12 protein-coding genes are annotated in these 11,999 nt (G+C 50.6%); 8 read left to right on the forward strand and 4 right to left on the reverse strand.

Annotation, left to right across the window (positions count from 1 at the left end; translation table 11 throughout):
- Positions 1–254: 254 nt before the first annotated feature.
- Positions 255–524 carry a stress-induced protein YchH gene (gene ychH / locus EDI29_RS13700; protein WP_129708126.1) on the forward strand — a complete coding sequence of 90 codons (270 nt, stop codon included), beginning with the start codon at positions 255–257 and terminating at the stop codon, positions 522–524.
- Positions 525–686: 162 nt separating this feature from the next.
- Here ychH and prs read toward each other — a convergent pair whose 3' ends face one another.
- The 3 genes from prs to lolB all read right to left on the reverse strand — a co-directional run bounded on the left by prs (position 687) and on the right by lolB (position 3,271).
- On the reverse strand, positions 687–1,634 hold the full coding sequence (gene prs, locus EDI29_RS13705; protein WP_005968468.1) for a ribose-phosphate diphosphokinase: 948 nt from the start codon (positions 1,632–1,634) through the stop codon (positions 687–689).
- A 137-nt stretch (positions 1,635–1,771) separates the two neighbouring features.
- The gene (gene ispE, locus EDI29_RS13710; protein WP_137741327.1) at positions 1,772–2,644 is read right to left on the reverse strand and encodes a 4-(cytidine 5'-diphospho)-2-C-methyl-D-erythritol kinase; all 873 of its coding nucleotides are present in this window, start codon (positions 2,642–2,644) and stop codon (positions 1,772–1,774) included.
- 3 nt (positions 2,645–2,647) lie between these two features.
- Positions 2,648–3,271 carry a lipoprotein insertase outer membrane protein LolB gene (gene lolB / locus EDI29_RS13715; RefSeq protein WP_107169544.1) on the reverse strand — a complete coding sequence of 208 codons (624 nt, stop codon included), beginning with the start codon at positions 3,269–3,271 and terminating at the stop codon, positions 2,648–2,650.
- Positions 3,272–3,503: 232 nt separating this feature from the next.
- Here lolB and hemA point away from each other — a divergent pair, with 232 nt between their 5' ends.
- The 6 genes from hemA to kdsA are packed head-to-tail and all read left to right on the forward strand — an operon-like array spanning position 3,504 to position 8,851.
- Entirely contained in the window at positions 3,504–4,760 is a 1,257-nt protein-coding gene (gene hemA, locus EDI29_RS13720) for a glutamyl-tRNA reductase (RefSeq protein WP_137741328.1), read from the forward strand.
- Between the two features lie 33 nt (positions 4,761–4,793).
- Positions 4,794–5,876, forward strand: coding sequence for a peptide chain release factor 1 (prfA, locus tag EDI29_RS13725; protein WP_137741329.1), 1,083 nt, complete (start codon positions 4,794–4,796; stop codon positions 5,874–5,876).
- Positions 5,876–6,721 (forward strand): peptide chain release factor N(5)-glutamine methyltransferase, encoded by an 846-nt coding sequence (gene prmC, locus EDI29_RS13730; protein ID WP_137741330.1) that lies wholly within the window; start codon positions 5,876–5,878, stop codon positions 6,719–6,721. The genes prfA and prmC overlap by 1 nt, the downstream gene beginning before the upstream one ends.
- 5 nt (positions 6,722–6,726) lie before the next feature.
- Complete coding sequence (locus EDI29_RS13735) at positions 6,727–7,128, forward strand: SirB2 family protein (RefSeq protein WP_137741331.1); 402 nt, start codon at positions 6,727–6,729, stop codon at positions 7,126–7,128.
- A 2-nt stretch (positions 7,129–7,130) separates the two neighbouring features.
- Positions 7,131–7,940 (forward strand): invasion regulator SirB1, encoded by an 810-nt coding sequence (gene sirB1, locus EDI29_RS13740; protein ID WP_005968481.1) that lies wholly within the window; start codon positions 7,131–7,133, stop codon positions 7,938–7,940.
- A gap of 56 nt (positions 7,941–7,996) precedes the next feature.
- Complete coding sequence (gene kdsA, locus EDI29_RS13745) at positions 7,997–8,851, forward strand: 3-deoxy-8-phosphooctulonate synthase (RefSeq protein WP_107169539.1); 855 nt, start codon at positions 7,997–7,999, stop codon at positions 8,849–8,851.
- A gap of 80 nt (positions 8,852–8,931) precedes the next feature.
- On the opposite strand, the gene ydgH is transcribed toward kdsA, so the two are convergent.
- Positions 8,932–9,885, reverse strand: a complete 954-nt coding sequence (ydgH, locus tag EDI29_RS13750) for a DUF1471 family protein YdgH (protein WP_137741332.1) — start codon at positions 9,883–9,885, stop codon at positions 8,932–8,934.
- Between the two features lie 580 nt (positions 9,886–10,465).
- On the opposite strand from ydgH, the gene pntA reads away from it, so the two are divergent.
- Positions 10,466–11,995 (forward strand): Re/Si-specific NAD(P)(+) transhydrogenase subunit alpha, encoded by a 1,530-nt coding sequence (gene pntA, locus EDI29_RS13755; RefSeq protein ID WP_137741333.1) that lies wholly within the window; start codon positions 10,466–10,468, stop codon positions 11,993–11,995.
- Positions 11,996–11,999 lie beyond the last annotated feature (4 nt).

The following is an 11,999-nucleotide window of genomic DNA, read 5'->3' on the forward strand; positions in this document are numbered from 1 at the left end:
GCCTTCCTGCAACTCGAATTATTTAGGGTATATCGGTGTTGGAATGTGAAAATATTGTTATTTGTTTAGTGGTGTGATTATTCGGATTTTTGTCTATTTATTTGTTTAAACGTAAAAAGATATTAATCATTCCTTTTATCTGTGATCCCTCCCGCAATCATATGACCGCGTTATTGTCTATAATTACATCAATATAAGGAAGTAACCTGTAATGGCACTCCGATTCATCCACTGAATTAATTTGGAGGTGGCAGATGAAACGCAAGAACGTGGCAGCACTGGGTAATGTGTTGATGGGACTTGGTATGATTCTGATGATTGGTGGTATTGGTTTCTCCATCGCCAGCCAGTTTCCTAAGCTGAATGTCCCTGAATATATGACTTACATTGACTTGGTCGGTATTTTTTCCGGCGCAATATTTTGGTTGGTCGGTGCGCGTATTAGCGGGCGTGAAGAAGTCGCAGACCGTTATTGGTGGGTTAAACACTTTGATAAGCGTTGCCGTCGCCAGCATCACCCATAAGCGTTAATGAAGTCGAATGAACATTGAACAGAAAAGCCGCTGTAGCCTTGCTATGGCGGTTTTTTGTTTTTTATAGCGACAAGACGGCAGAAATAAGAAAGCCACCTTATTACAGGTGGCTTCATCATTATCTTCCGCGAGCGGTTACCCGGTCAGCGGTGATTAATGTTCAAACATCGCAGAAATGGATTCTTCGTTGCTGATACGACGAATCGCTTCGGCCAACATACCAGACAGCGTCAATGTACGAACATTCGGCAGTGCACGAATGTTTTCCGCCAGCGGAATGGTATCGCAGACAATCACTTCATCAATGACAGAGTTTTTGATGTTCTCGTAAGCATTGCCTGAGAAAATTGGGTGTGTGGCATAAGCGAATACGCGTTTAGCCCCACGTTCTTTCAGCGCTTCCGCCGCTTTGCACAGCGTGCCGCCAGTGTCGATCATATCGTCAACCAGCACACAGTCACGACCCGCGACATCCCCGATGATGTGCATCACCTGAGAAACGTTGGCACGTGGACGGCGTTTGTCGATAATCGCCATGTCGGTATCATTCAGCAGTTTAGCGATTGCACGGGCACGTACAACGCCACCGATATCAGGAGAAACCACGATTGGGTTTTCCAGATTTTGTTGCAGCATATCTTCCAGCAGGATCGGGCTACCGAATACGTTATCTACTGGCACATCGAAGAACCCTTGAATCTGCTCAGCGTGCAGATCAACGGTCAGAACACGGTCAACACCGACGCTGGATAGGAAGTCAGCAACAACTTTCGCGGTGATTGGCACACGTGCGGAACGCACGCGACGATCCTGACGGGCATAGCCGAAGTAGGGAATAACGGCGGTAATACGTCCCGCAGAAGCGCGACGCAGAGCATCGACCATCACAACCAGTTCCATTAGGTTGTCATTGGTGGGTGCGCAGGTGGACTGGATGATGAAAATATCACCACCGCGTACATTTTCATTGATTTGCACGCTGACTTCGCCATCGCTAAAACGACCGACAGCGGCGTCGCCAAGGCTAGTGTACAAACGGTTGGCAATACGTTGTGCTAGTTCCGGGATGGCGTTACCAGCAAAAAGCTTCATATCAGGCACGAGAAGAACCTCAGGCTTGCGTCCAGAGAAATATTGTACCTGCCAGGCAGGGAAGAGCAACAGGCACAATATGCATACGGGTGTATGAATTAAGTTTGATACAGACAGGCCGCACGGCAACCGGTGTGTATCAAAACCTAAAGTTGCCCAGAAAGTTTACGGTGTAGCGGAGAGACGTTAACGCCTCGTGCGACAAAACCGTTTAACCATTCCGGGGCCTGGTCAAGCACCTGACGGGCTGCGAACTCGGTGTCAAACTCTGCAAACACACAAGCCCCCGTTCCAGTCAGGCGCGCCGGGGCATATTCTAGCAGCCATGAAAGTAGCTGTTCAACCTCACGAAAACGTTTTCTTGCGATAGCTTCACAATCATTGACGAAGGTCTGGTTTAATAAAGTTTCTAAATCACGTACTGGCGAATTTCGCGTCAACTCCGGATCGCTAAAAATCAACGGCGTGGCAATGCTAACGCCAGGGTGCGCGACCAGATACCATTTCTCTGGCGGATTCGCGGGTGTTAACTGTTCACCGATACCTTCGGCAAAGGCGGCATGTCCACGAACAAACACAGGAACATCTGCCCCCAGCTGTAATCCCAATTCAGCCAATGAATCAACACTCAACCCGCTTTGCCACACATGGTTAAGGGCGACTAAAACCGTGGCGGCATTGGATGAACCACCGCCTAGCCCACCGCCCATTGGCAGGCACTTATCGATACTGATGTCTGCGCCGCGCTGGATGGCGTGAATATTGTGGTGTTCGCAGTGCTGCTGTAATAAGCGTGCGGCGCGGACGATCAGATTTTGCTCGTTATCGACACCCTCTACCGGTGTAATCAGGTTAATCTCATCGTCATCACGTGGCCGAATCGTCAGAGTATCGCCGTAATCCAGAAACTGAAATAGCGTTTGCAGTAGGTGATACCCGTCCGGTCTCTGGCCAGTAATGTGAAGAAACAGATTCAGTTTGGCGGGAGCAGGCCATGTTTCGGTAACCGTCGGTTGCATCGCTTATTTAACCATCCAATTATTCATTTTCAGCTTAATACGCTGTTCCCCCTGAACGAGTTCCAGACTGGTGGGGAGCGGGGGGGTTAGCTCAGTGTTGTAGCTCTGATAGCTGACATTCCAATTTTGATTACCCTGCCGATAGGTGATGGTTTTCAGCAGATAGCGTTCATCCAGTGTGAATTCGGTGGCATCACCCGGTATACCAAGTATCCATTGGCGTAGATTATTCAATGGGATTGCCATGCCGGTCAGTTGCTGAATCATGTATTCGGCATCTTTGCCCACATAACGCTTGCCTTGATTGTCGGTGATTTGCACGCCGTCAGGTTGGGCTCGTAGTTCTAATTCAGTGCTGCCGAGTGGATTGGTCAGCAGCAGTCGATAACGCTGTGGCGGAGTGTCCTGCCAGAAAAAATTAGCTGATACTCTTTTGCTATCGGAGATATAGGCAAAAGCGCCGCGGGTTTGATATTGGCTGAGTTGCTGTACTTTTTGCTGATGCTGTTGCCACTCTGGCGAGGTAGGACTTGTACCCGTTTGAGTGGGTTGATTAATGCTACAGGCGGCGAGCAATACGCTGGCTAAAGGCAGTAAACGCAGGCATCGGACGGTTTTGGTTGGCATGTCGGTCGTATCCTGTAAATGAATGCAGTTCGTGAAATACGTCACGCTAACGGGCTTACCGTTCAGCGTCAATGATTGTTATTGATTAATGACGTTTATTGTTTTTTGTCAAAAAGTGACTACCTCAGACGAGGTGTATCACGTGCTGTCGCTTTTCTTGCACCCCTGCATCAAGTAGAATGCGACTCAAACGAAATCCATACTAAGACCGGTATTACTCAGAAACAGCCTAATGACCCTGCTTGCGCTTGGTATTAATCACAAAACCGCACCCGTTTCTTTGCGTGAACGCGTTGTGTTCTCACAAGATAAACTCGGCGTGGCCCTCGACAGTCTGTTACAGCAACCGCTGGTGCAGGGCGGCGTTGTGCTGTCTACCTGCAATCGCACGGAACTTTATCTTAGCGTTGACGAACAGGAAAACCAGCGTGAGCAATTGATTCGCTGGCTGTGTGAATATCATCAATTGCGCCCGGAAGAGGTTAACGACAGCCTGTACTGGCATCAGGGTAACGCGGCAGTCAGCCATCTGATGCGTGTTGCTAGCGGTCTGGATTCTCTGGTACTAGGCGAACCGCAGATTTTAGGGCAGGTGAAGAAGGCGTTTGCCGAATCACAGCGTGGTCATTCTCTGTCCAGCGAACTGGAGCGGCTGTTCCAGAAATCCTTTACCGTCGCCAAGCGCGTTCGTACAGAAACGGATATCGGTGCCAGTGCGGTGTCGGTGGCATTTGCTGCCTGTACGCTGGCGCGGCAGATCTTTGAGTCACTGGCGGATGTCACGGTGCTGTTGGTGGGGGCAGGAGAAACCATTGAACTGGTCGCTCGCTATCTTCGCGAGCACAACGTACAGAAAATGGTGATCGCGAATCGCACCCGTGAACGCGCGCAGGCGCTGGCAACGGAAGTGGGGGCTGAGGTCATCACGCTGGCAGAGCTGGACGAACAGCTCGTCCATGCCGATATCGTGATCAGCTCAACGGCAAGTACACTGCCGATTATCGGAAAAGGGATGATGGAACGAACGCTGAAAGCGAGACGGAATCAGCCAATGCTCATGGTGGACATTGCGGTCCCACGTGATATTGAACCGGAAGTCGGCAAACTGCCGAACGTTTATCTCTACAGCGTGGACGATCTGCACGCGATCATTCAGCATAATCTCGCGCAGCGCAAAGCGGCGGCGGTGCAGGCTGAATCCATCGTGCAGCAAGAAAGCTCCGATTTCATGGCGTGGCTGCGTGCGCAGTCAGCGGTGGAAACGATCCGCGATTATCGCGCTCAGGCCGACGAGCTGCGTGCGGAAATGACAGCCAAGGCGTTGGCTGCCATCCAACAAGGCAATGACGTCGAAGCGGTGATTCAAGAATTGACACACCGTTTAACCAACCGTCTGATTCACGCGCCGACCAAATCCCTTCAGCAAGCCGCTCGTGACGGCGACCAAAACCGATTACAAATTTTACGTGACAGCCTTGGGCTGGACTAGCATTCATCTCTATTACAGGATTTAATCGCCCGCATGAAGCCTTCTATTGTTGCTAAACTGGAAGCGTTACAAGAACGCCATGAAGAAGTCCAGGCGTTACTCGGTGAGCCCAGCGTCATCGCTGATATGGATCGCTTTCGCGCGTTGTCGCGAGAATATGCTCAGCTTACGGACATTACCCGCTGTTTCCAGCAATGGCAGCAGGCGCAAGAGGATCAGCAGACCGCAGAAATGATGCTGGACGATCCCGAAATGCGCGATATGGCGCAGGAAGAACTGAAAGAGGGTAAAGCGACGATTGAAGCACTGGAGCAGCAGCTTCAAGTCCTATTGTTGCCGAAAGATCCTGACGATGAGCGCGGCTGTTTTCTTGAAGTGCGCGCGGGAACCGGTGGGGATGAAGCCGCGATCTTTGCTGGCGACCTGTTCCGTATGTACAGCCGTTATGCGGAAGCACGCCGCTGGCGTGTAGAAGTTGTGAGTGCCAGCGATGGCGAACATGGCGGCTATAAAGAAGTCATTGCCAAAATCTCTGGTGACGGCGTGTACGGCCAACTTAAGTTTGAATCTGGTGGACATCGCGTGCAGCGTGTTCCTGCTACGGAATCTCAGGGCCGTATCCATACGTCAGCTTGTACCGTCGCTGTCATGGCGGAAGTGCCGGAAGCGGAGATGCCAGACATCAACCCGGCTGATTTACGCATCGATACTTTCCGCTCTTCTGGTGCGGGCGGTCAGCACGTTAATACCACCGATTCCGCTATCCGTATTACCCACTTGCCAACCGGTATTGTTGTGGAATGTCAGGACGAACGTTCACAGCACAAGAACAAAGCTAAAGCGCTGTCGGTGTTGGGTGCGCGCATCCGTGCGGCTGAAGTGCAAAAACGGCAGTTGGAAGAAGCGTCAACGCGCCGCAACCTGCTCGGTAGCGGTGACCGTTCCGACCGTATCCGCACGTACAACTTCCCGCAGGGAAGGGTGACCGATCACCGCATTAACCTGACGCTTTACCGTCTGGATGAAGTGATGGAAGGAAAATTGGATACGCTGATCCAGCCGGTGGTGCAGGAATATCAAGCCGATCAGCTTGCTGCGTTGTCCGAGCAGGAATAATGACGTATCAGGATTGGTTAGTTTCTGCGATGGCGCAACTCGCAGCGGGAGAAAGCCCAAAGCGAGATGCGGAAATTCTGCTGGGTTTTGTAACTGGCAAGTCCCGTACATTCTTGCTGGCGTTTGGTGAAACTGAGTTAACTGCTGCTGAACAGCAGCAGTTAACCGAACTGCTGGCGCGTCGTGAACAGGGCGAACCTATCGCTTATTTGATCGGCGTGCGTGAGTTTTGGTCGCTGCCGCTGGCCGTTTCGCCTGCTACGCTGATTCCTCGCCCTGATACCGAATGTCTGGTAGAGCAAGCGTTGTTGCGTCTGCCGCAAACGCCGTGTGATGTGCTGGATTTAGGCACAGGAACCGGCGCGATCGCGTTAGCTATTGCCAGCGAACGGCGTGACTGCCGGGTGATGGGGGTCGACCGTCAACCGGAGGCTGTGGCGTTGGCGACGAAAAATGCCCGGCAATTAAGGCTCGACAACGCTAGTTTCTTGCCCGGGAGTTGGTATTCACCGCTCGATCGCATGCGCTTTGCGCTTATCGTCAGTAATCCACCGTATATCGATGCTGATGATGTGCACTTGTCGCAGGGGGATGTTCGCTTTGAACCTGCCAGCGCTCTGATTGCTGCCGATAACGGGTTGGCAGATTTACGCATCATTATTGAATCCGCGCCACGCTATTTAGAGGTTGGTGGCTGGCTGCTGTTGGAACATGGCTGGCAGCAGGGTGACGCGGTGCGCCAGCTATTGCAGGCGCGAGGATTTACACAAATAGAAACGTGTCAGGATTATGGTGGCAATGATCGTGTGTCGTTAGGGCGCTGGTTGGATACCATCAATTATTAGGAGCAATGGACGTGATAACTCTTTACCCAGCCACGATATATCTGCATCTGGCAACGGTTGGCATCAGTATTTCCCTGTTTGTCGTCCGTTTTTTCTGGCTGTGTCGGCAATCGCCCCTGCTGCAACAGCGTTGGGTTAAAATTCTGCCGCATATTAACGATACCTTGTTATTGATCAGCGGTATTGGTTTAATCATTCAGAGTCACACTTATCCGTTTACGCCGGAGCAAAGCTGGCTGACGGAAAAACTGTTTGGCGTTATCATTTATATCCTTCTTGGCGCTATCGCCTTGGGGAAACGCCCCCGTAGCCTGAATGTTCGCTGGCTGGCGTTTGTATCTGCTTTAATATGCTTTGGTGTGGTCGTGCTGCTGGCACTGACCCAGTCACCGTTGCTGATGGAATAATTATGAGTGCTATTGCTGATTTTGAATTCAACCAGTCACTGCTAAGTGATGGTGTCGTGTTGGTTTCACAGGCGATTCGCCGCGACTTTCCCGCTCAGGATGTGCGGCAAAATCTGCAACAGCTGGTTGAGAGCGCCCGAGCTGTTATTCCTGACGACCTTGAGCAAGATCTTCAGCTTGAAAAACTGATTGAGCTGTTTTATCACACGTGGGGATTTGGCGGAGCCGGCGGCGTTTATCGCTTGTCTGATGCGTTATGGTTGGATCAGGTGCTGGAATCTCGTCAGGGTATGCCCGTGTCACTTGGTATCATCTTCCTGCATATCGCAAACGAGCTTGGCCTGCCGCTAATGCCGGTGATTTTCCCGACGCAGTTGATTCTGCGTGCTGACTGGCTCGACGAAGAGATGTGGCTGATCAATCCACTTAATGGCGATACGCTAAGTGAGCACGTGCTGGAAGTTTGGTTGAAAGGTAACATCGGTCCGTCAACCCGTTTACTGGATGAAGATCTGGATGAAGCGGAAAATGTCATGATCGTGCGTAAAATGCTCGATACGCTGAAAGTCGCGCTGATGGAAGAAAAACAGATGGAATTGGCGCTACGAGCCAGCGAAGCGGTGTTGCAATTTGACCCGGACGATCCGTATGAGATCCGCGATCGCGGTCTGATTTATGCGCAGTTGGATTGTGACCATATTGCACTGTCTGACCTCAACTATTTTGTTGAACAGTGCCCGGAAGATCCGGTGAGTGAAATGATAAAAGTACAGATTCACTCGATAGAGCAGAAACAGATTGTCTTACATTAAGAAACCGTTTTGCAGTAATGCAGCGTTAATTTATTTCCCGACATGAAGGTAAAAGTATGACGAATAAAGTGGTCAAGATAGGGGATATCCCCGTTGCCAACGACTTGCCTTTTGTGCTGTTTGGCGGCATGAATGTTCTTGAATCACGCGATCTGGCAATGCGCATTTGTGAGCATTACGTCACGGTCACGCAGAAGTTGGGTATTCCTTACGTGTTCAAAGCGTCATTCGATAAGGCTAATCGCTCCTCGATTCACTCTTACCGTGGTCCTGGTCTGGAAGAGGGGATGAAAATCTTCCAGGAACTGAAACAGACTTTCGGTGTAAAAATTATCACTGACGTGCATGAAGCGCATCAGGCGCAACCCGTTGCTGATGTGGTTGATGTGATCCAGCTTCCTGCATTTTTAGCACGCCAAACCGATCTGGTAGAAGCGATGGCGAAAACTGGTGCGGTGATCAACGTGAAGAAACCGCAGTTCGTCAGCCCTGGTCAGATGGGTAATATCGTCGATAAGTTCATCGAGGGCGGTAACGATCAGGTGATTCTGTGTGACCGCGGCAGCAACTTCGGTTATGACAATCTGGTTGTTGATATGCTGGGCTTCAATGTTATGAAGCAGGTATCTAACGGTGCGCCGGTCATTTTTGACGTTACGCATGCGCTACAGTGTCGTGACCCGTTTGGTGCGGCATCCGGTGGCCGCCGTGGGCAGGTGACTGAACTGGCGCGTGCTGGGATGGCGGTAGGTTTGGCGGGACTGTTTATTGAAGCTCACCCCGATCCTGCGAATGCGAAGTGTGATGGTCCATCAGCGCTGCCGTTAGATAAACTGGAACCGTTCCTGCAACAGATCAAAGCGATTGACGATCTGGTGAAAAATTTCCCAGAGCTGGATACCAGCAAATAATCTGTCGTATTGATTACGGATAGCAAAAACCCGCGATGTCGCGGGTTTTTTTATAAGGCTGAGTGGCTACGCTGCGTCCGTTATTTATAGAGGTCGGCGCTGATGGTCATGTTGTTGCCTTTGCCTTCCCACTGTCTGGTGATGTGGTAGTACTTGGCACCTTTTTCGCCCGCACGTTTAGCAACGGCTTCAGATATCTGTGTAATATTGGTGTAGTTGCCGCGGAATTGGATCGAGTCGAAAGGCACCATCTGTGCCGCCGTTGCATTGTTCAGTTCCTGAATTTGGGTGCCATCAGATAACGTTACCGTGTAACGTCCGCCTTTTGATGATTGCGTTTCAAAGAAGTTACCCACGCTGCGGCTGGGGCTATCAGAGTAAGCAACCCCTGGAATTTCCACCTTGGCGGCTTCTGCTCCACCGGCAGCCAGCGCGGTACGACCCGCATCAGAATCGGCAGGGATCGCATCAGGGCGCTGGAGCTGACGTTTTGGCGCATCGGCTTTATAGATAAAGGCGGTAGCCCTTTGATTCGCGCTATTCGAGTTCACGTCGATCTGGCGTACGATGTAAAACGAATCCGCATTTTTTTCTTTTGCTGCTTTAGCGATCGCATCGATTAGATCGGGCTGAGTGCTGAATAAACCGCTTACCGTGACGGTATCATAGGGTTCCAGCAAATAGGCCGCATCTTTCGGCAGTTCTTTCACGCCATAAACCGTGCGATATTGCACGTTTTGTTTCGCTTTAGGGGCATCGTTACGATACAGATCGACGGTAACATTCCAGGCGTCGTTTGAATTAGCATCCGTCATAGATTGCACATAAAACGACGCTGCACCCGCTTTGTCGGCGCGTTTTGATGCTGCGGCTACCGCTTCACCGATTGCGTTAAATCTTCCTTTAAACGTAATCCGCTCAAAGGGTTGCAGGGATTCTGCCTGCTCAGGTGTCAGTTCCTGTGCCGCCTGCGCTGAAAATGCCGAGAGTGATAACAATAATGTGGACGCAATAACAGTAGTCTTCAGCTTCATAAAAAATCCTTTCGCCTTCCTGCAACTCGAATTATTTAAGGTATAGCAATCAACCTGTAACGGAATGGGGCTGATTATCGCACGGAATAAATTCTTGTGCTTTAGCATTTTCAGCGGGCTGAAAAGGCGTGATGCTTCAGCTAAGAACAAGAAAAGTGCTAATAATAACGGTTAATGATTGTTTTGCCATCATAAGGGATATTTATGTGATTTATCACATTAACAACCTTGTAACACATCGTTTTTGTGAAACAGCACAGAAAAATACTTCCATAATAATGCTACAAAAGGCGGAGAAGAGCATGATTTTCGACCAAGAAAGGCTGGCAGAACCTGTGATAACTCGGCTTTTCTGTGAAATTCATTTTATTTATGGATCATCGATCACATTTTCAGTACGTTATAAATGAATTCGCCTACAGTGAGACGCCCCGAAAAAGCGTGTGGTAGAAGATGAGTAGATGCTCTTCCTGCCGCGTGAGTGCGGGGATACAGGGTGCAGTGGGTCTCGGCGAATTCGTATAACAGAGTAGGGTGAGAATAATAACCTTCGTTAAAAATAAGCGAAAAGGGTATCAGCATGCGTATTGGTGTACCAAGAGAGCGGTTGGCCAATGAAGCCCGTGTAGCAGCTACGCCGAAAACGGTTGAACAGCTGCTGAAACTGGGTTTTACGGTCTCGATAGAACGTGAGGCAGGAAAACTGGCAAGTTTTGACGATGCGGCATACGAAGAAGCCGGTGCGTCGATTGTTGACAGCTCAGAAGTCTGGCAATCCGATATTGTCCTGAAGGTGAATGCGCCGCAGGATGATGAAATCGAGCTGACCCGTGCGGGCAGTACGGTTGTCAGTTTCATTTGGCCGGCTCAAAACCCGGTACTGCTGGAAAAACTGGCTGCCCGTCAAGTGACGGTGATGGCAATGGATTCTGTGCCACGTATTTCGCGCGCACAGTCACTGGATGCACTCAGTTCGATGGCCAACATTGCAGGCTATCGCGCTATCGTTGAAGCTGCCCATGAATTTGGCCGTTTCTTTACCGGACAGATTACCGCTGCGGGTAAGGTTCCGCCTGCTAAGGTCATGATTATTGGTGCAGGTGTGGCTGGTTTGGCTGCGATCGGCGCTGCGGGTAGCCTAGGGGCTATCGTTCGTGCTTTTGACACCCGCCCTGAAGTGAAGGAGCAGGTTAAAAGTATGGGAGCCGAGTTCCTCGAACTCGACTTTGAAGAAGAGGCGGGCAGCGGTGACGGCTATGCCAAAGTCATGTCTGAAGCCTTTATCAAAGCGGAAATGGAACTGTTTGCTGCCCAGGCGAAAGAAGTCGACATTATCGTCACTACCGCCTTGATCCCAGGGAAACCAGCTCCGCGTCTGATCACCAAAGAAATGGTGCTGAGCATGAAGCCCGGCAGCGTGATCGTCGATTTGGCCGCGCAAACGGGTGGGAACTGCGAATTGACCGTGGCCGACCGCGTGACCGTGACGGAAAACGGTGTCAAAATTATTGGTTACACCGATTTACCTAGCCGTCTGCCAACACAATCCTCACAGCTTTACGGCACTAACCTGGTTAACCTGCTGAAATTACTCTGCAAAGAGAAAAACGGCGAAATCGATGTCGATTTTGACGACACGGTGATTCGCGGTGTGACCGTTATTAAAGAAGGTGAAATTACCTGGCCAGCGCCGCCAATTCAGGTTTCAGCGCAGCCACAGCAGGCAAAACCGGCCGCTGCACCTGTGAAAGCAGAAGCCAAGCCAACATCACCGTGGAAGAAATACGCGTTCCTCGTGATTGCCATTCTGCTGTTTGGCTGGCTGGCTGATGTCGCACCTAAAGAGTTCCTGTCTCACTTTACTGTTTTTGCGTTGTCCTGCGTGGTGGGCTATTACGTGGTCTGGAATGTCAGCCACGCGTTGCACACGCCACTAATGTCAGTCACTAACGCGATATCAGGCATTATCGTTGTCGGAGCATTGTTGCAAATCGGTCACGGCGGATGGGTGTCATTTTTCTCATTCATTGCCGTATTGATTGCCAGCATCAATATTTTCGGTGGTTTCACCGTGACTCAGCGCATGCTGAAAATGTTCCGTAAAAACTAAGGGG

This window comes from Pectobacterium polonicum (genome assembly GCF_005497185.1).
GTDB lineage: Bacteria > Pseudomonadota > Gammaproteobacteria > Enterobacterales > Enterobacteriaceae > Pectobacterium > Pectobacterium polonicum.